This is a genomic window from Methylobacterium sp. WSM2598, from assembly GCF_000379105.1.
GTDB lineage: Bacteria > Pseudomonadota > Alphaproteobacteria > Rhizobiales > Beijerinckiaceae > Methylobacterium.
Window position 1 is genome coordinate 433,975 of sequence record NZ_KB900609.1, and the last position, 18,528, is coordinate 452,502.

General features: G+C 74.6%; 17 protein-coding genes and 2 pseudogenes. 12 read left to right on the top strand and 7 right to left on the bottom strand.

Features of this window, described 5'->3' with window-relative positions:
- The first annotated feature begins 137 nt into the window (after window positions 1-137).
- Window positions 138-359, top strand: coding sequence for a hypothetical protein (locus MET2598_RS0102120; protein WP_018259728.1), 222 nt, complete (start codon window positions 138-140; stop codon window positions 357-359).
- Between the two features lie 47 nt (window positions 360-406).
- Here MET2598_RS0102120 and MET2598_RS0102125 read toward each other — a convergent pair whose 3' ends face one another.
- Window positions 407-643 (bottom strand): DUF6894 family protein, encoded by a 237-nt coding sequence (locus MET2598_RS0102125; protein ID WP_012334324.1) that lies wholly within the window; start codon window positions 641-643, stop codon window positions 407-409.
- A gap of 147 nt (window positions 644-790) precedes the next feature.
- Window positions 791-1,087, bottom strand: a complete 297-nt coding sequence (locus MET2598_RS0102130; RefSeq protein ID WP_012334323.1) for a hypothetical protein — start codon at window positions 1,085-1,087, stop codon at window positions 791-793.
- Window positions 1,088-1,202: 115 nt separating this feature from the next.
- Here MET2598_RS0102130 and MET2598_RS0102135 point away from each other — a divergent pair, with 115 nt between their 5' ends.
- The 5 genes from MET2598_RS0102135 to nadC all read left to right on the top strand — a co-directional run bounded on the left by MET2598_RS0102135 (window position 1,203) and on the right by nadC (window position 7,110).
- A complete protein-coding gene (locus MET2598_RS0102135) occupies window positions 1,203-2,420 on the top strand; it encodes a GNAT family N-acetyltransferase (protein ID WP_018259730.1) in 1,218 nt (405 codons plus the stop codon).
- Between the two features lie 260 nt (window positions 2,421-2,680).
- A complete protein-coding gene (locus MET2598_RS0102140) occupies window positions 2,681-3,634 on the top strand; it encodes an NUDIX hydrolase (protein ID WP_012334321.1) in 954 nt (317 codons plus the stop codon).
- A gap of 118 nt (window positions 3,635-3,752) precedes the next feature.
- Window positions 3,753-4,754, top strand: coding sequence for a quinolinate synthase NadA (nadA, locus tag MET2598_RS0102145; protein WP_018259731.1), 1,002 nt, complete (start codon window positions 3,753-3,755; stop codon window positions 4,752-4,754).
- Window positions 4,751-6,250 (top strand): L-aspartate oxidase, encoded by a 1,500-nt coding sequence (locus MET2598_RS0102150; protein ID WP_018259732.1) that lies wholly within the window; start codon window positions 4,751-4,753, stop codon window positions 6,248-6,250. The genes nadA and MET2598_RS0102150 overlap by 4 nt, the downstream gene beginning before the upstream one ends.
- A complete protein-coding gene (gene nadC, locus MET2598_RS0102155; RefSeq protein ID WP_018259733.1) occupies window positions 6,247-7,110 on the top strand; it encodes a carboxylating nicotinate-nucleotide diphosphorylase in 864 nt (287 codons plus the stop codon). The genes MET2598_RS0102150 and nadC overlap by 4 nt, the downstream gene beginning before the upstream one ends.
- 94 nt (window positions 7,111-7,204) lie before the next feature.
- Here the strand turns inward: nadC and MET2598_RS0102160 are convergent, their stop codons facing one another.
- The 3 genes from MET2598_RS0102160 to MET2598_RS0102170 all read right to left on the bottom strand — a co-directional run bounded on the left by MET2598_RS0102160 (window position 7,205) and on the right by MET2598_RS0102170 (window position 10,378).
- Window positions 7,205-8,035: a DUF1236 domain-containing protein gene (locus tag MET2598_RS0102160; RefSeq protein ID WP_018259734.1), complete on the bottom strand. Its 831-nt coding sequence runs from the start codon at window positions 8,033-8,035 to the stop codon at window positions 7,205-7,207.
- A gap of 237 nt (window positions 8,036-8,272) precedes the next feature.
- Window positions 8,273-9,115, bottom strand: coding sequence for a DUF3108 domain-containing protein (locus MET2598_RS0102165; protein ID WP_012334316.1), 843 nt, complete (start codon window positions 9,113-9,115; stop codon window positions 8,273-8,275).
- A gap of 117 nt (window positions 9,116-9,232) precedes the next feature.
- On the bottom strand, window positions 9,233-10,378 hold the full coding sequence (locus tag MET2598_RS0102170; RefSeq protein WP_236728653.1) for an acyltransferase family protein: 1,146 nt from the start codon (window positions 10,376-10,378) through the stop codon (window positions 9,233-9,235).
- 464 nt (window positions 10,379-10,842) lie between these two features.
- Here MET2598_RS0102170 and MET2598_RS43320 point away from each other — a divergent pair.
- The 3 genes and pseudogenes from MET2598_RS43320 to MET2598_RS35855 all read left to right on the top strand — a co-directional run.
- Window positions 10,843-11,085, top strand: a pseudogene (locus MET2598_RS43320) (dienelactone hydrolase family protein); the annotation flags it as partial.
- A gap of 130 nt (window positions 11,086-11,215) precedes the next feature.
- Window positions 11,216-11,518: a dienelactone hydrolase family protein gene (locus tag MET2598_RS43325; protein WP_269083035.1), complete on the top strand. Its 303-nt coding sequence runs from the start codon at window positions 11,216-11,218 to the stop codon at window positions 11,516-11,518.
- Window positions 11,519-11,914: 396 nt separating this feature from the next.
- Window positions 11,915-12,121: pseudogene (locus MET2598_RS35855) on the top strand (Rrf2 family transcriptional regulator); the annotation flags it as partial.
- A gap of 30 nt (window positions 12,122-12,151) precedes the next feature.
- Here MET2598_RS35855 and panB read toward each other — a convergent pair.
- A complete protein-coding gene (panB, locus tag MET2598_RS0102185; protein WP_012334312.1) occupies window positions 12,152-13,015 on the bottom strand; it encodes a 3-methyl-2-oxobutanoate hydroxymethyltransferase in 864 nt (287 codons plus the stop codon).
- Entirely contained in the window at window positions 13,012-13,659 is a 648-nt protein-coding gene (locus MET2598_RS0102190; RefSeq protein ID WP_012334311.1) for a TetR/AcrR family transcriptional regulator, read from the bottom strand. The genes panB and MET2598_RS0102190 overlap by 4 nt, the downstream gene beginning before the upstream one ends.
- 106 nt (window positions 13,660-13,765) lie before the next feature.
- Here MET2598_RS0102190 and MET2598_RS0102195 point away from each other — a divergent pair, with 106 nt between their 5' ends.
- From MET2598_RS0102195 to MET2598_RS0102205, 3 genes are all read left to right on the top strand, one after another.
- Window positions 13,766-14,467 carry a PspA/IM30 family protein gene (locus MET2598_RS0102195; protein ID WP_018259739.1) on the top strand — a complete coding sequence of 234 codons (702 nt, stop codon included), beginning with the start codon at window positions 13,766-13,768 and terminating at the stop codon, window positions 14,465-14,467.
- A 159-nt stretch (window positions 14,468-14,626) separates the two neighbouring features.
- Window positions 14,627-14,902: a YiaA/YiaB family inner membrane protein gene (locus MET2598_RS0102200; protein WP_012334309.1), complete on the top strand. Its 276-nt coding sequence runs from the start codon at window positions 14,627-14,629 to the stop codon at window positions 14,900-14,902.
- A gap of 69 nt (window positions 14,903-14,971) precedes the next feature.
- Complete coding sequence (locus tag MET2598_RS0102205) at window positions 14,972-18,391, top strand: acyl-[ACP]--phospholipid O-acyltransferase (RefSeq protein ID WP_026190462.1); 3,420 nt, start codon at window positions 14,972-14,974, stop codon at window positions 18,389-18,391.
- Window positions 18,392-18,528: the final 137 nt, after the last annotated feature.

Sequence of the window (18,528 nt, forward strand, 5' to 3'; positions counted from 1 at the left end):
CACCTCCGCGGCGACGGCGCGGAGGCATTCCGCCGAGGTGCCGCGCGGCCGATCCGACGCAGCGTCATGCAAATGCCCGATGCGCGCGCGCCGCGCCTCTGGCAGGCTGCGATCCGACGCTCCGCGCGGGGTTCAGCATGCACATCCAGGTCGCTCCCGTCCTGTCGGCCTTCGGCTTCGTGCTGGGCTGCGCGATCCTGCGCATGCTGCGCTTCCATGCCCGCGCCGTCACGCCGATCCTGGTCGCGGTCGCGCTGGCGCTGCTCGCCGCCGTGATGCTGATGCTGGAATGGCGCGGCCTGCCGGCCGCGGTGGCGCTCACGCAGGACCAGGAGGTCAGCCTCTCGGACGCGCTCTGAGGCCGGGGCGCCCGGCCCCGGCGGCGCGCGAAACGGGGAAAGGCGCCTCAGTGCAGGGTCGGCAGGGCCGAGGTGAACGGGATGCGCAGCAGCTCCTCGTCCTCCTCGTCGCCGACGCAGACGAACCAATCCGAGAAATCCTCGTGCCCGTAGGCCGTCTCCATCATCGAGCGGGCGACCGCCAGGGCACGGTCACGGGCTTCGCTCAGGTCGCTCACGTCAGCCCCGCGGTAGTCGAGGAGCAGCTCGCCGGCGCGACCACAGTGAAAATACAGGTGGGTCATGACTCGATCCGCTTTCGAACGTGGCGCCAGCATCCGGCAAACCGACCCCTCGTTCTGTGAGGATCGTCACATGATGATGGATCAAGTCTGAACGATGGCTGTCCGCGGCGGCGCTCCGCAACTTGGGGCGGGTGCGTGGCGCAAGCGTCACGCTCTCCGGTTGGGGAAACCTCGGCGCCACGCCCGCTCGATCCAGCGGGCCGCGCGCTCCAGCGGCGCCTTCATGACCGGCAGGTCCTCGCTCAGCAGGGCGAGGCCGAGGGGCAGCATCCACAGGCCGAGCACCGGCAGGATCGAGAGCAGCCCGCCCAGCATCAGGAGCAGGGCCGCCGGGATGCGGATCCAGCGCCGGGCCGGGGCCCTGAGCCACGTGATCGTCCGCCGCGCGCGGGCGGGCAGCCGCTCCGTCGCGCGGTCGATGCGGGCATCCCAGGCTTCGGCCATCGGGTTCACGGTGAGGCACCTCCGGTTCGCCGGGAGGGAACGCGCGGGCGGCGCGGCGGCTCCGCGGCGTCGCGGCGCCTTGCCCAGCTCGGCCGCCGGCTCTAGGTCCGGGGCGATGGAGAGCGGCGGCGAAGCAGAATGCGGCCCGGCCTCGCCGGACGCCCTCACGGTGCGCGTCGTGCCACGGATCGCCGAGATCCCGGCGGCCGAGTGGGACCGCTGCGCCCTCTCGACGGAATCCCTCGCGGGGACCGGCGAGACCCACAATCCCTTCGTCACCCACGCCTTCCTGTCGGCCCTGGAAGAGGCAGGCTGCGTCTCGGGGCGCAGCGGCTGGCTGCCGCTGCACGTGACGGTTGAGCGCGCCGGACGGCTCGTCGGCGTCGCGCCGTGCTACCTCAAATCCCACTCGCAGGGCGAGTACGTCTTCGATCACGGCTGGGCCGATGCCTACGCGCGGGCCGGCGGCGCGTACTACCCGAAGCTCCAGGTCAGCGTGCCCTTCACGCCGGTGACCGGGCCGCGCCTGCTCGTGGCGCCCGGCGAGCCGCCCGAGGAGGCCGCCTCCGCCCTGATCGCGGGGTTGCGGGCCCTGCGCCAGGAGACCAAGGCCTCCTCGATCCACCTGACCTTCATGCCCGAGGCGCAGTGGCGCCGCGCCGGGGAGCTCGGCCTGCTGCAGCGCATCGACCAGCAGTTTCATTGGGAGAACCAGGGCTATGCCGGCTTCGAGGACTTTCTCGGGGCGCTGGCCTCCCGCAAGCGCAAGGTGCTGCGGCGGGAGCGGCGGGACGCCCTCGCCGGCGGTCTCACGGTCGAGTGGGTGACCGGATCGGACCTGACCGAGGCCCATTGGGACGCGTTCTACCGGTTCTACATGGATACGGGCTCGCGCAAGTGGGGCCGGCCCTACCTGAACCGCCGCTTCTTCTCGCTCCTGGGCGAGCGCATGCCCGAGCGCGTGCTCCTGGTGATGGCGCGGCGGGAGGGCCGCTACGTGGCGGGCGCCATCAACCTGATCGGCGACGCGGCGCTCTACGGCCGGAACTGGGGCTGCATCGAGGACCACCCGTTCCTGCATTTCGAGGTCTGCTACTATCAGGCGATCGAGTTCGCGATCGCGCGCGGCCTGCGCCGCGTCGAGGCCGGCGCGCAGGGCGAGCACAAGCTGGCCCGGGGCTACCGGCCGGTCGTGATGCACTCGGCCCACGACATCGCCGATCCGGGCCTGCGCCGCGCGATCGCGGATTACCTGCGCCGGGAGGCCGGCTACGTCGGGCAGGCGCTTCGCGACTACGAGACCTGCACCCCCTATCGCCGCGACGACGGGTGATCCGGGATCGGCTTGATCGAAGCGGATCCCGGATCAGGAGCCTGCGCCGCGCCTGAGCGCGGCGCCTGAGCGACGCCGGCATCCGCATGGCCGAAATCGGAGATGGCGAAGCCATCAACCGGATGGCGGATGACGCGCCGCGGGCGGGACTCCTGTCCGCAGGGCAAGTCTCTGGAGAAAAAGCGGTTCATTCGCCCGCCCGGGCCGTGGAGGCGCGGCCCGCCGCCGTGGTAAGGGCTCCACGGCGCGTGGGAGACGGGATGGACGAGGTGGTGCGGGTCGTGCGGGATCCCGAGGCGGCGGCCCTCACGGTCGGGCTCGCCGCCGTGATCCTGGCGGCGAGCCGGGAGGAGCCGCGGGTCCTCACCGTGCCGGTCGCCGGCCAGCCGCCGGGCCGCGGCGAGGGCCTGCCCTCCGGCCCCCTGGAGCCGGCCCACCCGACGCTGGAGCGGGGTCTGCGCGCTTGGGTTGAGCGCAAGACCGGACAGACGCTCGGCTACGTTGAGCAGCTCTACACGTTCGGCGACCGCGACCGCCGGCCCGGCGGGGGCGGCCCGCACGCCCTCTCGGTCGCCTACCTGGCCCTGGTGCGCGAGGCCAAGCCGGCGGCCGATTCCGCGTGGCAGAGCTGGTACCGGTACTTCCCCTACGAGGATTGGCGCGGCGGCCGGCCCGCCCTGCTCGACGCGCTGGGCGCCCGCCTCGCCGCCTGGGCCGAGGCCGCCCCGGAGGCGGGCGCCCGCACCCGCCGCCACGACCGGATCGGTCTCGCCTTCGGCAGCGCCGAGGCCGGCTGGAACGAGGAGCGGGTGCTGGAACGCTACGAATTGCTGTTCGAGGCCGGCCTCGTCCCGGAGGCGGGGGCCGCGGAGACCCTGGCCGGGCAGCCCATGGCCCTGGATCACCGGCGCATGCTGGCCACCGCCCTCGGGCGCCTGCGCGGCAAGATCAAGTACCGGCCGGTCGTGTTCGAACTCATGCCCCCGACCTTCACCCTCGGCCAGCTGCAGCGCGCGGTCGAGGCGCTCGCCGGGGTGCGGCTGCACAAGCAGAATTTCCGCCGCCTGGTGGCCCAGCAGGGGCTCGTCGAGGAGACCGACGCGATCAGCGGCGAGACCGGCGGCCGCCCGGCGCGGCTGATGCGCTTCCGCCGCGAGGTGCTGCTGGAGCGCCCGGCCCCCGGCCTGCGCCTGCCCCCCGGCCGGCGCGGCTGATCCGAGGCGGGGCGCGCCCGCGCCCTTATGCTCATTCGAAGCATATCTGGACAGGCGCCAAAACCGGGTCTAGGCTCGCGGAATAAATGCTCATCTTGAGCAAAACCCGGAGGGAGCCATGGTGGCGACGGTGCGTGCATCAGGGGCGACGCTGCCCCTGCCCGACCTCTACGCGCGGGTGAGCGGCCACGTGCCGGCGATGGAGTGGCCGGCGCTGGCGGAGGAGGTGGCGGCGATCCAGGCGCTCAAGCGCGCCCGCAACGCGGTGGTGCTCGCCCACAATTATCAGGCGCCCGAGATCTTCCACACCGTGGCGGACATCGTCGGCGACAGCCTCGCCCTCGCCCGCGAGGCCGCCCGTACCGACGCGCAGGTGATCGTCCTGGCGGGGGTCCACTTCATGGCCGAGACCGCCAAGCTCCTGAACCCTGACAGGACCGTCCTGATCCCGGACGCGGCCGCGGGCTGCTCGCTCGCGGACTCGATCACGCCCGCGGACGTGCGGGCCCTGCGCCGGCGCTACCCGGGCGTGCCGATCGTGACCTACGTGAACACCTCCGCTTCCGTGAAGGCGGAATCGGACCTCTGCTGCACCTCGGGCAATGCGAGGGCGGTGGTGGAGTCCCTCGGCGCGAGCCGGGTGCTGCTGATCCCGGACGAGTACCTCGCCCGCAACGTGCAGGCCGAGCTGCCCGGCATCGAGATCCTGTCCTGGGCCGGCCATTGCGAGGTGCACGAGCGCTTCGGCCCCGCCGAGATCCGCGAGCTGCGCGAGGCCTATCCGGGCGTGACGGTGCTGGCCCACCCGGAATGCCCGCCCGCGGTGGTGGCGGAGGCGGATTTCGCCGGCTCGACCGCGGCCATGCAGGATTACGTCGAGCAGCGCCGGCCCGCCTCCGTGGCGATGATCACCGAGTGCTCCATGGCCGACAACCTCGCGGTCCGGAACCCGGACATCCGGTTCGTCAAGCCGTGCAACCTCTGCCCGCACATGAAGCGGATCACCCTGCGCAAGATCCGGCGGGCCCTGGAGACCCTGACGCATGAGGTCACGGTGCCGGCGGACCTGATCGCCCCCGCCCGCCGGGCCGTCGAGCGCATGCTGGCGGTGCGGCCGTGAGCCGGGACCGCGTCGCGGTGGTGGGGGCCGGCATCGCCGGCCTCGCCACGGCCCTGCGGCTGGCGCCGCTGCCGGTGACGCTGATCACCGCCGCGCCGCTGGGCGAGGGCACGGCGACCGCCTGGGCGCAGGGCGGCATCGCGGCCGCGCTCGGTGCGGACGACGCGCCCGCGCTCCACGCCGCCGATACGCTGGCGGCCGGGGCGGGCCTGAGCGAGGAGGAGGTGGCGCAGCGCGTCGCCGCGGCGGGGCCGGCCCTGGTCGGCTGGCTCGCCACGCTGGGCGTCGGCTTCGACCGCGGCCGGGGCGGCGCGCTCGCGCTCGGCCTCGAAGCCGCGCACGGGCGGCGGATCGTCAAGGCGGGCGGGGACGCGACCGGGCTCGCCGTGCTGCGCGCCCTGCAGCGGGCGGTCGCGGCCTCCCCGGCGATCGACGTCGTGGTCGCGAGCGCGGCCGCGTTGCGCCGCGACGCAGGGGGCCGCGTGGCGGGCCTGCGCGCGGTCCGGGACGGGCGGGCCGTCGACCTCGGGGCCCGCGCCGTCGTGCTCGCCACCGGCGGGATCGGGGCGCTCTACCGGGACACCACCAACCCGCAAGGGGCTTTCGGCGAGGGGCTCGCCCTCGCGGCGCGGGCCGGCGCGATCCTGCGCGACGTGGAATTCGTGCAGTTCCACCCGACGGCGATCGCGGTGTCGGGCGGGGGCCCGCTGCCGCTCGCCACCGAGGCCCTGCGCGGCGAGGGGGCGGTGCTGGTCGACGGGGCGGGCGCGCGGGTCATGGCGGGGATCGCGGGCGGGGACCTCGCGCCCCGCGACGTCGTCGCCCGGGCGATCTTCGCCCGCACTTCGCGGGGAGAGCGCGTCTTCCTGGACGCGCGCGGCACCGAGGTCGCCCGCCGCTTCCCGACCGTGGCGGCGCTCTGCCGCGCCGCCGGGATCGACCTGGCCTCGACGCCGATCCCGGTCCGCCCGGCGGCCCACTACCACATGGGCGGGATCCGGGTGGACGCGCGCGGGCGCGCCTCGCTGCCCGGCCTGTGGGCCTGCGGCGAGGTTGCCTGCACGGGCCTGCACGGGGCGAACCGCCTCGCCAGCAACTCGCTGCTCGAAGCGCTCGCCTTCGCGGATTGGATCGCGGCGGATCTCCGCGGGAGCGAGGCGGCCGGGCGCACCGCGCTTGAGCCCGTTGCGGGAGCGGCGCCCGGCCGGGGGACCTGCGCCGAGATCCGCGACCTGATGGCCGGGGCGGTCGGGGTGGTGCGCGACGCTCCGGGCCTCGGCCGGGCGCTGGCGCGGCTGGCCGCCCTCGACGCCGCCGGGGCGCCCGGGGCGAGCGTGGCGCTCCTCGTCGCCGCGGCCGCCCTGCGGCGGCGCGAGAGCCGCGGCGCCCACTGGCGGGCGGACCACCCGGCGCAGGAGGCACCGCGCCACGCCGACATCACCCTGGGCGAGGCGCGCCGCCTCGCCGAAACCCTCGCCGTCGAGGAGGTCCGATGACCGACGCCCTTTCGCTCCCGCCCCTGCCGCGCCTCCTGGTCGAGCCCGTCGTCCGGGCCGCGCTCTTGGAGGATCTCGGCCGCGCGGGCGACCTCACCACCGACAGCATCGTGCCCGCCCAGGCCCGCTTCTCGGGGGTGATCGCGGCCCGCCAGGCGGGCGTGATCGCCGGGACCGACGCGGCGGCGCTCGCCTTCGCGCTCCTCGATCCCGAGGTGGCCGTGTCGATCGCGCGGCCGGACAGCAGCCAGGTCGCGCCGGGGGAGACGGTGATGCACCTCTCCGGCCCGGCCCGGGCGATCCTGTCGGCGGAGCGGGTGGCGCTCAACCTGCTCTGCCGGCTGTCGGGGGTCGCCACCGCCACGGCCTCGCTGGTCGAGGCAGCCCGGGCGCACGGCCCCGCCCGCATCGTCTGCACCCGCAAGACGACGCCGGGCCTGCGGGCCCTGGAGAAGCGCGCGGTGCGGGCGGGCGGCGGGTCGAACCACCGTTTCGGCCTCGACGACGCGGTGCTGATCAAGGACAACCACGTGGCGGTGGCGGGCGGCGTCGGGCCGGCGATCCGCCGCGCCCGGGCCGGCACCGGTCACCTCGTCAAGATCGAGGTGGAGGTGGACACCCTGGCCCAGCTCGAGGAGGCGCTGGCGGAGGGGGCCGACGCGGTGCTCCTCGACAACATGGCGCCGGACGCGCTGCGCCGCGCCGTCGCGATGATCGACGGCCGCGCGATCAGCGAGGCCTCCGGGCGGATCACCCGCGAGACGGCGGGCGCGGTGGCGGCCTCGGGCGTCGACCTGATCTCCGCCGGCTGGATCACCCACAGCGCGGCGATCATCGATCTCGGCCTCGACGTGGCGTGACCAGGGACGGATCGCTCCATCGCCGCGGCGTGCAGAAAAAAGCCCTCCCCCGCGGCGCGGGGAAGGGCCATGCCGACCGTGACGCGGGACGGGATCAGGCCGGAATGACGTCGACGATCTCGTAGGTGTCCGGATCGATGATCACGATCTCGTCGTTGACCAGCACGTAGCGGAAGCCCCGATAGGCCGGCACCAGCGAGATGATGGCCGGCGGCAGCGCGTGCAGGGTGACCGAGCGCGGCACCGCCGTGCCCACCGACAGCGAGAAGTGGACATCCCGCAGCGGCCGCACGCCGGAATTCACGATGGTCTGGCGGAACTCGGTGCGCTGATGGGTGTCGAGCCGGGACGCCGCCCCGCGCGCCTCGCCGATGGCCCCGGTGCGCTCGCCGCGCCCCGCACCGTGCTCGGTGCCGCGCTCGCCGCGCTCCGCCGCGCGCTCACCCTTCTCGCCCCGCTCACCCTTGTCGCCGCCGCGCTCGGCCCCGCGGGTCGTGTCGCGCTCGCCGCGCTCGCCGGCCCGCTCGCCGGCGCGCTGCGTGCCCGCCTCCCCGGCGCCGCCGGTTCGGCCCGATCCCTCCGCCGCGCGGCCGCCCGGCTGACCCGCCGTGCCGCGCTCGCCGCCGGCCGTGGCACCGCCGCGCTCGCCGCCGGCCCCCTGGGCCGCGGCACCGCCGCCGGCTCCGCCGGGTCCCCCGGCCGCACCGCGCGCGCCGCCCGCACCGGCCCCGCCGCCCGGGCCGCCTGCCCCGCCGACACCGCCGCCCGCGCCTCCGCCGCTCGCACCGCCGCCCGCCCCGACGCCGGCCCCGCCACCCGCGCCGCCGGCCCCGCCTCCGCCGCCAGCGCCGCCCTGCGCGTAGGCGGTTGCGGCACCGAGGACCAGGATGCTGGCGGTCAGCGTTCCACGAACGAGCTTGTTCATCGCGTGTCCTCCTGTGCGGGGCCCTGCCCGGGGGCGGGCCGCTCGCAAGTCAGCCCGCAACCGCAGGAGGATCGAAAAGGTTCCCGGCCGCGCGGTCGCCGCCGCGGCGCGCGGGCCGCGGAAGCCCGACAGGGTGGCGCCGGCCGAGCCCGGGACATCTCGAACGTGCGATACACGCCAACGACGTCACGAAGGTTCGGGAACCGAACCAGCTGTCATGGGAGATGGCCGCCGGGATCAGCGGCCACCCGGCTCGTCGAGGCGCCACGCGGTGACCTCCGCCATCGCCGTGCCGAAGGTCGTGCCCACCGCGATGCGCACGGGGGCGAGGACGCGGCTGGACCCGACCGGGGCGAGCCAGACGCGCAGGTCGCGATTCTCCTGCATGGCGCGCACGACCCAGCGCTTCGGCCGATGGCCCGAGAGCGGCACGTAGCGGGCCCGGCAGAGCACGGCAGGGCCCGCGTAGCCGGGGCCGTCGAAGGTCATCGCCTGCCCCTCGCCGAGGGGCACGTCGAAGCGCGCCGTGCCGTCATGGACCGGCAATGTCCGGTCGCAATCGCGCGCGGTCGGGGCGCCGGGCGGGCTCAGCTGCGGACCGATCAGGGCCGAGAGCGGGTCGACGACGTCGCGGTCGTCGCCGGGCCGCGCCGGCACACGGTCGGGTTTCGCCCGCGCATCCGGCGTCATGTGCACGGCGACGAGCCGGCCGGCATCCAGACTCATGCGCTCGCTGATCGGCGTGCCGCCGTAATCGGCATCGAGCGCGAAGGATTGGGGCCGCACCGCCGCCTCGGCGAGGCCGCCCTGGGCGGTGGCGGTGCCCTTGCCGCCCCAGAGCACGCTGGCGAGGCCGCTCAGGGTCGCGTCGAGGCGCAGGGCGTAGCGCCGCCGGGCCCCGATCTCGGTGCGCAGGGTCGCCGTCCCGACCGGCAGGCCCGCCAGCGTCACCCGGTAGGTGGCTTCCAGGGTCGCGGCGCGCGGGGCGCCGGGGAGCGCCGGGGCGGCCAGGACGACGAGGCCGGCGAGGACGACGAGGCCGGCGAGGACGACGGGGCGGGCGGGACGCAGCGGTCGCATCACGGGCGGGCACTCCTCGCCGCGGGCTGGCCGGACCGGCCGCGCCGGTCCCCCGCGGCGCTGGTTAGCGCGGCCGCGCTGGACGCCCGATGAACGACGGCACCGGCAAGCCGGCGCCTACGCGGCGGGGCCTGGCCTGCCAGGCCGCAACCGGCGGGGACTCGGCAGGCGCCACGCGGCGTCGCGCAGCTGCAGGAAGGGCCGCTCGACGAGCCGATGCGAGAGGGCGCCGAGCGCGAGGCTCAACCCCAGGGCGGTCGCGACCGTGAGCCCGGCGGGAACCCGCCCGCCCAGCTGCGCCTCGTGCACGCCCAGCGCGTAGATGACGACGAGATGGTACAGGTAAGTGCCGTAGGAGATCCGGCCGAGGGAGCGCAGCGGCGCCGCGGCGAGCAGGCCGGACAGCCAGGAGGCCGGGCGGCCGACCGCGAGGTGCGCGACGATCCCGTAGCTGAGCAGCGCGCAGCCGACCAGGGTCGGGCACCAGTACCAGCCGCCGGCCGGGACGTAGCCGAGCCTGCGCCCGAGGAGGCCGAGCCCCATCGTGGCGATCCCGGCCGCGACCGTCGCGAGGCAGGACAGGCCCGAGGCGGATCGTCCCTCCGCCTCCCGGAACGCGATCCAGGCGCCGAGGGACAGCGAGAGCATCCGCGTCGGCAGCGACTTGTAGATGAGTTCCGCCGAGAGCTCGGCGGGCAGGCTCTCGGCCAGCGCGACCGCGGCCAGCACCGCGATCCCCGGGAGGACGGCCCGCGTCAGCCAGCGGACCCAGGCGAGCGGCACCAGGGCGAGGAGGAGCGGCCAGACCAGGTAGAATTGCTCCTCGACCGCCAGGGACCACGCGTGCTCCATCGTGAACGACGCGGGATGCAGGGGTTGATAATAGTTCAGCGTGTAGGTCAGCGCGCTCACCGTGTAGGGCGAGACGTGCCGGACGAGGAGCGTCGCGACGAGCAGGCAGACGTAGTAGGCCGGGACGATGCGCAGCGCCCGGTTGAGGTAGAACCGGCCGAGATCGACCCGTCCGGTGAGCAGGATCTGGCGGAGCAGGATGCGCGTGATGAGGAAGCCGCTCAGCACGAAGAAGACGTCGACCGCGACGGTGCCGACCCAGGCCTCGTTGGCGAGGTGCCAGGGCACGGCCAGGGCCGGCGGGACGTCCGGGCAAGGCAGGTGCGAGGCCAGGACCGCCGCCATCGCCAGGGCGCGCAGGCCGTCGATCGGGGCCAGGTAGGGGAGCGGCCCGGCAGGGGTCGACGGCACGGGCGCCTCCATTCCGCGTCCATTCGCGGCCGAACGTGTACCGGGTTGCGGCCGGCGCGCGCCTTCCGAAGAATACGCAGGAGCCGATCCGTCGAGGGGTTGCCCGCGCCGCGGCCGCGCCTTCCGGGCGCCGTCGCGCCCACCGCGATCGGGGCGGCGGGCGCGGGGCATGCCGCGGCGATCTCCGGTGAACGGCGGGCGGCGGGCGCTTGCCAGGGGCGCGCGGAACCGGGACCATTCTGGCGCCGCGCTGCGCCGCCCGTCCCGGGGCGGAGTTCGGCGGCGACGCCCCGTTCGGCCCAGGGAGTTTCGCGGTGACCCGGCTCCTCCTCGCCCTCCTCGGCGCGCTGACGCTCGGCGCGAGCGCCGCGGCGCAGCCCGAGCAGGTGACCTTCCCGTCGGCCGACGGCCAGCCGATCCAGGCCCTGCTCTTCCGCCCTGCGGCGGCGGGGCGCCACCCGGCCGTGGTCGCCCTGCACGGCTGCGGCGGGCTCTTCGACCGGGACGGGCGGCTGAACGCCCGCCACGCGGATTGGGGCGAGCGCCTCGCCGCCGCGGGGTTCCTGGTCCTGATGCCGGACAGTTTCGGGTCCCGAGGCGTGGGCTCGCAATGCGGCATGACCGGCCGGGTCGTGCGGCCCGGCCGCGAGCGCCTGGGCGACGCCTTCGCGGCCAAGGCCTACCTGCAGGGGCGTCCCGACGTGGAGTCCCGCGCCGTCAGCCTGCTCGGCTGGTCGAACGGCGGCACGACCCTGCTCCACGTCACCCGCGCGGGCGCGCGACCCCTTCGAGGGTCCCGGCTTCGCGAAGGCGGTCGCCTTCTATCCGGGCTGCCGCATCCCGGCCGAGCGGGGCTGGCACGCGGCGATCCCGGTCCTGATCCTGGTCGGCGGGGCCGACGACTGGACCGGGGCCGAGCCCTGCCGCGGCCTCGCCGAGGCCGCCCGGGCGGAGGGATCCCCGGTCGAGCTCGTCGTCTATCCGGGCGCCTACCACGACTTCGACGCCCCGAACCTGCCCGTCCGGGAGCGGCGGGGCCTCGCCTACACGGTGAACCAGGACGGCGTCGCGCATGTGGGCACCGACCCCGCCGCCCGGGAGGACGCCCTGCGGCGGGTGCCCGCTTTCCTCGGCCGCTGAGGGCTCGGGCGGCGAGCGGCGCCTCTTCCAGCGCGTCGGCCGGGCCGACGAACGCGACGCGGATCCGCTCCTCGGGCACGCCGCGGCGCGACAAGCCGTTCACCAGCGCGGCCGGGAAGGGCCTGGGGCCGCACAGGCAGTCGGTGGCGCGGTCCGAGGGCGTCCGGGCGGCGAGCCATTCGGCGGTGATCAGGCCCGCCCCGTCGAATCCTCTCCGGCCCGGTCCTGGGCGTCCGGCGCCTCGTGGACGGTGTGCAGGCGGACATTGTCCCGCCCCGCCGCGAGGCTGCGGACATGATCCCGCATGGCGTGGACGCGGCCGTTCCGGGCGCCGTTCACGGACAGGTCGGGCGGCTCGGGCTAGGTCCACACGCTGCGGGGCCGCGGCGGCATCCGCAGTGCTTCGCCGGCGGCGCCTGCGCGGTCACGCCCTCCTGCCGCCTGAAGCGCGCGCTCGGGGAGGCGCTCGCCGCCTTCCTGGCGGTGCTCGACGGCGCCACCCTGGCGGACCTGCTCGGCGGGGAGGCCGGGCCCGACCTGGCGCGGCTGCTCGGCATTCCCGGCACCGAGGCGACCGACGCCCGGGCGGAGGTAGGGGGCTGATCGCCCGGGCTTCCCGGCGCGCCGGCCGAATCAGTCCAGAGCCGCCCGCACCGCCTCCGGCAGGGCGTAGGATTCCTCCGGCCCAGGGAAGCGGCCGGCGCGCACGTCCTCCGCGTAGGCCGCCAGACCGGCCTGGAGCAGGCCGTAGCCGTCGACGTAGGTGCGCACGAACTTCGCCTTGCGGCCGGGCAGCAGCCCGAGGAGATCGTGCAGGACGAGGACCTGCCCGGCGCAGTGCGGCCCCGCGCCGATGCCGATGGTCGGGATCGCCAGCGCCTCGGTGATCCGCGCCGCCAGTTCCGCCGGGATCCCCTCCAGCACGAGCGAGAAGCAGCCCGCATCCTCGAGGCGCTTGGCGTCCTCGACGATGCGGCGCGCCTGCGCGACCGCGCGCCCCTGCACCTTGAAGCCGCCCATGGCGTTCACGCTCTGGGGCGTGAGCCCGAGATGCCCCATCACGGGGATCTCGCAGGCCACGAGCGCCTCCACCACCGGCACCCGCGCGGCGCCGCCCTCGAGCTTCACCGCCGCCGCCCCGCGCTGCAGGAAGCCGCCGGCGTTGCGGATCGTGTCGGGGAGGTCGAGGTGGAAGGTCAGGAACGGCATGTCGGCCACGAGGAGCGCGCGCGGCCGGGCACGGGCCACCGCCTCGACGTGGTGGTTCATCATCGCGAGGCTGACCGGCAGCGTGTTGTCGAAGCCGAGGCAGACGTTACCGACGCTGTCCCCGACCAGGATCACGTCCACCACCGGGTCGACGAGCCGGGCCATCGCGGCGTCGTAGGCCGTCACCATCACGATCCGGCGCCCCTCGGCGCGCCAAGCCTGCAGCATCGGGATCGTCACCGGCGGGGATGCGGGCGGGGTCGCGGGCGGATCGGGATGATGGCTCACGGTGTCACCTCCTCGGGCGGCCGCGCCGGGCCGGTCAGGCCGAGCCCGATCGCGGCGACGACGGTCTCGATCTGGCGGCGCAGGACCGGCTCGCTCAGCGTCATCAACTTCTCATCGAGGCCGAGGCTTACCATGCCGTGCGTGGCGGAGAAGAGCGTGCGGGCCAGAAGGGCCCGGGCAGCCTCGTCGAGGTCGGGCCGCAGCACCGCCAGCGGCGCCTCGATGTGCTGGAACAGGCGCACCTGCTCGCGCAGGAACCATGCCGGCGGCGCCACCGCCATCCGGTGCTGGAACAGGGCGCGCCAGCGGGCCGGGTGCTGGATGGCGAAGCGCAGGTAGCTCACCGCCAGCCGCACCAGGTCCTCGGTCGCCGCCCCTCGGTCCGCGTGCGCCGCGCCGCCCTCCCCGGTCGCGGTCCGCACCGCCGTGATCGTGCTCTCGAAGAGCTGCAGCGTGCGCAGGTTCACGCTGAGGATCAGCGCGTCGAGGTCGGGAAAGACCGTGTAGATCGCACCCACCGCGCAGCCCACCGCCTTGGCGAGGTCGCGCGCCTTGAGGGCGCCGAGCCCCCCCTCGACGATGGCCGCCTCCGCCGCATCGACCAGCGCCCGGCGCAGCTGCTCGCGGCGCTCCTCCGTCGTCATCCCACCTCGCTCCCTCCGCAGCGCGTGAACGTCGTTCAAAATTCTGCTTGAACCATGTTCAGGGACGTGTATCGTGGCCTCGTGAACAACGTTCATGAGGTCCTTCATGCTCCGGATCTTCGCCACCCTCGCCCGCGGGGCCGCCGCCCGCGCCTGCGAGGACGTCCTGGACCAGCACGCGCTTCCCCTCCTCGAGCAGCAGATCCGGGAGGCCGCGGCCGCCCTCGACGGCAGCCGCCGGGCCCTGGCGCAGGCGATGGCTCAGCAGGGCGCCGACGCCAAGCGCGAGGCCGGCCTGCGGGACCGGCTCGCCGACCTGGAGACCCGCGCGGTCGCGGCGCTGGCGGGCGGGCGGGAGGACCTCGCCGGCGAGGCTGCCGAGGCGATCGCGGCGCTGGAGGCCGACCTCGCGTCGTTGGCCGAGGCGCGTGCCGCCTTCGACAGGGAGGTCGAGGCCCTGCGCCGCACCGTCCAGGAGGGCGGGCGCCAACTCGCCGAGTTGGAGCGCGGCCGGCGGCTCGCCGAGGCCGGCGAGGCGGTGCGCCGCCTGCGCGTCCGCCGCGGCGAGGGCGCGCCCGGCGCGGGCCCGGCGCTGGCGGAGGCGCAGGCCACGCTGCGCCGGCTGCGCGAGAAGCAGGCGCAGGAGGCCGCCGTGGCGGAAGCGATGACCATCCTCGACGCCGCGCAGCCCGCGTGCATCGCCGAGCGGCTGGAGGAGGCGGGCTTCGGTCCCCGCACCCGTCCCAATGCCGCGAGCGTCATGGAGCGCCTGCGGGCCAAAGCGGCCGGTGCTCCGGCCGCGTCCTGACCCGGCAAAGCGGCCGGCGCTCCGGCCGCGTCCTGACGCAGCAAAGCGGCCGGTGCTCCGGCCGCGTCCTGACTGAGCAAGCCGGCCGGTGCTCCGGCCGCACCCTCCGGTCACTTTTGGTCTCGCCACATCATTGCCCACAGAAGGACGTCTCATCCCATGACCACGCAACCCGCCACCCAGCACACCTCGGCCTGGGTCGCCTTCACGTACGCCTCCTTCCTCGGGGCCGCCACCATGGTCGGGGGCGGCATCCTGTTCCTGCCCCTCGATCTCTGGATCAAGGGCTATCTCGCCATGGGGGTCGTCATGCTGGTGCAATCCTGCGTGACCCTCGTGAAAACGGTCCGCGACGTCCACGAGAGCAAGCGCATGGTCAACCGGATCGAGGACGCCCGGGCCGAGCGCCTGCTGATGGAGATCGGCAAGGAGTAACCTGATAGAATGCGGGCCGCCCCCTGGCGCCGTTCCTTCGGCAGACCCCCCATCGACCAAGGTTCAACCATGTCCGGATCGCTGATGACGACGCGGCGCTTCGCGCCGCTGTTCTGGTGCCAGTTCTTCTCGGCCTTCAACGACAATTTCCTCAAGAACGCGCTGGTGTTCCTGATCCTGTTCGGGGTCGGCGGCGAGGGCGGCGGGGCGGATGGGGGCTCGGCCGCGCTGGTGACGCTCGCGGGCGCGGCGTTCATCGCGCCCTTCTTCTTCCTGTCGGGGCTCGGGGGCGAGCTCGCCGACCGGCACGACAAGGCGTGGCTGACGCGCCGGCTCAAGGCGGCCGAGATCGGCGCCGCCGCGGTGGCAGTGCTCGGCTTCGTCCTCGCCTCGGTCCCGGTCCTGTTCGTGGCCCTGGTGATGTTCGGCGCCATCGCGGCGCTGTTCGGGCCGATCAAGTACGGCATCCTGCCCGATCACCTGCTGCGGGCCGAGCTGCCGGCCGGCAACGCGCTGATCGAGGCGGCGACCTTCCTGGCCATCCTGACCGGCACGATCGCGGGCGGCCTGGCGGTCACGCATGGCGGGCCCTCGGTCTTCGGCGGGCTGGTGATGGGCTTCGCGGTCCTGTGCTGGGCGGCGAGCCTGCTGATCCCGCCGACCGGCGAGGCCGCGCCCGGTCTCGTCATCGACCGCAACGTGCTGCGCTCGACGGTCGGCCTGGTGCGCGACCTCTACGCGGACACCCGGCTGTGGCGCACCGGGCTGATCACCAGCTGGTTCTGGCTCGTCGGCGCCGTGGTCCTGGCCCTGCTGCCAGCCGTGGTGAAGGGCAGCTTCGGGGGGGACGAATCGGTCGTCACCGCCATGCTGGCCCTGTTCTCGATCGGCGTGGCGGCGGGATCGGGCCTCGCCTCGTGGCTCTGCGCCGGGCGGATCGTCGTGCTGCCGACCCCGATCGCGGCCCTGATCATGGGCTTCGTCTCCCTCGACCTCGCCTATCTGGCGGGCCACGCCTCCGTCCCGGCAGCGCCGCTCGGGGCCGTCGCCTTCCTGTCCCGCTTCGAGGGCGTGCGGGTCGCGGTGGATTTCGCGCTGCTCGCGGCGGCCGCCGGCCTGTTCATCGTGCCTTCCTTCGCGGCGCTCCAGGCCTGGACGCCCAAGGAGGTGCGCGCCCGGGTCATCGCCGCCTCGAACGTGCTCTCGGCGGCGCTGATCGTGCTCGGCGCGGCCGGCATCGCGGCGCTGCAGAAGGTGGGCGTCTCGGGCGCCGGGCTGTTCGTCATCGTCGCGCTGGCCAACCTCGCGGCCGGGATCGCCATCCTGGCGGTGCTGCCGACGAGCGCCTTCCGGGACTTCCTGTCGATCCTGTTCCGCGCCTTCTACCGGATGGAGGTGCGGGGCCTGGAGAACCTGGACACGGCCGGGCCGAACCCGATCATCGCCCTCAACCACGTGAGCTTCCTCGACGGGGGCCTCGCGCTGACGCTCACCGAGCGCGAGCCGACCTTCGCCATCGACCACGGCATCGCGCAGCGCTGGTGGGTAAAGCCCTTCCTGTGGCTGACCCGGGCGATCCCGCTCGACCCGACCAAGCCGATGGCGACGCGCCACCTCATCAACACGGTCAGGGGCGGCGAGACGCTGATCATCTTCCCCGAGGGGCGCCTCACCGTCACCGGCTGCCTGATGAAGGTCTATGACGGGGCCGGCATGATCGCCGACAAGGCGGGGGCCGTGGTCGTGCCCGTCAGGATCGAGGGGCCGGAGCGCACGCTGTTCTCGCGCCTGTCGCGGGCCCAGGTGCGCCGGACATGGTGGCCGAAGATCACCGTGACGGTGCTGGAGCCGGTGCGGCTCTCGGTCGATCCCGCCCTGAAGGGCAAGCAGCGCCGCCAGGCGGCGGGCGCCGCCCTCTACGGGGTGATGTCGGACCTGATCTTCCGCACCGCTCCGATCGACCGCACGGTGTTCGGTGCCGTGGTCGAGGCGGCCCGGCGCGAGGGCCCGCGGCGCGTCGCCGCGGAGGATCCGGTCTCGGGCCCCCTCTCCTACCGTCGGCTCCTCGTCGGGGCGCGCGTGCTCGGCCGCGCCCTCGCTCCCCTCGCGCCGGAGGGCCGCGCCCTCGGCGTGATGCTGCCCAACGCCAACGGCGCCGCCGTGACGGTGCTCGGCGTGATGTCGGCGGGCCGGGTCCCGGCGATGATCAACTTCACGGCGGGCACCGCCAACATCCTCAGCGCCTGCCGGGCCGCCGAGGTCGACACGATCGTCACCTCGCGGGCCTTCGTGGAGAAGGGCCGGCTCGACGCCGTGGTGGCCGGGCTCGGCCAGAGCCTGCGCGTCGTCTACCTGGAGGATGTCCGGGCGCGGCTCGGCCTGCTCGCCAAGCTCGACGGGCTCCTGCACTGGCGCCGGGCGATCGCCCAGCGCCGCCCCGAGGATCCGGCCGCGATCCTGTTCACCTCGGGCAGCGAGGGCCTGCCCAAGGGCGTGGTCCTGTCCCACCGCAACATGCTGGCCAATGCCGCCCAGGCCCAGGCCCGCATCGATTTCGGCCGCACCGACAAGGTCTTCAACGTCCTGCCGGTGTTCCACTCCTTCGGCCTGACGGTGGGCCTCGTCCTGCCCCTGGTCTCCGGGGTGCCGGTCTTCCTGTATCCGTCGCCGCTGCACTACCGGATCGTGCCGGAACTGGTCTACGGCTCGAACGCCACGATCCTGTTCGGCACGGACACGTTCCTGGCCGGCTACGCCCGGGCGGCGCATCCCTACGATTTCCGCTCGCTGCGCTACATTCTGGCGGGCGCCGAGCCCGTGAAGGCGCAGACCCGCGGGACCTACGCGGAGAAGTTCGGGCTGCGCATCCTGGAGGGCTACGGCGTCACCGAGACGGCGCCGGTGCTCGCCCTCAACACCCCGATGTTCAACCGCTTCGGCACGGTCGGGCGGATCATGCCCGGCATGGAGGCCCGGCTCGAGCCGCTGCCGGGGGTTCCGGAGGGGGGCCGGCTGTTCGTGCGCGGGCCGAACGTGATGCTGGGCTATCTGCGGGCCGAGAAGCCCGGCGTGCTGGAGCCGCCCCCGAGCGGGTGGCACGACACCGGCGACATCGTGACGATCGACGAGGCCGGCTTCGTCATCATCCAGGGCCGGGCCAAGCGCTTCGCCAAGATCGGCGGCGAGATGATCTCGCTCGCGGCGGTCGAGACGCTGGCCGCCGAACTCTGGCCGGAGGCCGCCTCCGCGGCGGCGACGGTGCCGGACCCGCGCAAGGGCGAGCGGCTCGTCCTGGTCACGGAGAAGCGCGACGCGAGCCGCTCGGCCTTCCTGGCCCATGCGCGGGCGCGGGGGGCGAGCGAGCTGATGGTGCCGGCCGAGATCGTGACGGTGGAGCACCTGCCGCAGCTGGGCTCGGGCAAGACCGACTTCACGGCCGTGACGCAGATGGTGCGCGCCCGCGCCGCGCTGCCGGCGGCCGCCGAGTAGGGCCGCGATCCCGGCCGGGAGGCCGACCATTCCTCGCATTCCGGCACGCGCGTTCCGCCGGAATGCGAGGATTGGGTCGGCGCGGGCCGCGCCGCCGCGGCCGGCCCCGTCGGGGAACGCGTCGGCCGCGACCGGTT

Coding starts and splice junctions, on each gene's coding strand:
- MET2598_RS0102120 (WP_018259728.1), top strand. CDS start 138: ATGCACATCCAGGTCGCTCCCGTCCTGTCGGCCTTCGGCTTCGTGCTG.
- MET2598_RS0102125 (WP_012334324.1), bottom strand. CDS start 643: ATGACCCACCTGTATTTTCACTGTGGTCGCGCCGGCGAGCTGCTCCTC.
- MET2598_RS0102130 (WP_012334323.1), bottom strand. CDS start 1,087: ATGGCCGAAGCCTGGGATGCCCGCATCGACCGCGCGACGGAGCGGCTG.
- MET2598_RS0102135 (WP_018259730.1), top strand. CDS start 1,203: ATGGAGAGCGGCGGCGAAGCAGAATGCGGCCCGGCCTCGCCGGACGCC.
- MET2598_RS0102140 (WP_012334321.1), top strand. CDS start 2,681: ATGGACGAGGTGGTGCGGGTCGTGCGGGATCCCGAGGCGGCGGCCCTC.
- nadA (WP_018259731.1), top strand. CDS start 3,753: ATGGTGGCGACGGTGCGTGCATCAGGGGCGACGCTGCCCCTGCCCGAC.
- nadC (WP_018259733.1), top strand. CDS start 6,247: ATGACCGACGCCCTTTCGCTCCCGCCCCTGCCGCGCCTCCTGGTCGAG.
- MET2598_RS0102160 (WP_018259734.1), bottom strand. CDS start 8,035: ATGAACAAGCTCGTTCGTGGAACGCTGACCGCCAGCATCCTGGTCCTC.
- MET2598_RS0102165 (WP_012334316.1), bottom strand. CDS start 9,115: ATGCGACCGCTGCGTCCCGCCCGCCCCGTCGTCCTCGCCGGCCTCGTC.
- MET2598_RS0102190 (WP_012334311.1), bottom strand. CDS start 13,659: ATGACGACGGAGGAGCGCCGCGAGCAGCTGCGCCGGGCGCTGGTCGAT.
- MET2598_RS0102195 (WP_018259739.1), top strand. CDS start 13,766: ATGCTCCGGATCTTCGCCACCCTCGCCCGCGGGGCCGCCGCCCGCGCC.
- MET2598_RS0102200 (WP_012334309.1), top strand. CDS start 14,627: ATGACCACGCAACCCGCCACCCAGCACACCTCGGCCTGGGTCGCCTTC.
- MET2598_RS0102205 (WP_026190462.1), top strand. CDS start 14,972: ATGTCCGGATCGCTGATGACGACGCGGCGCTTCGCGCCGCTGTTCTGG.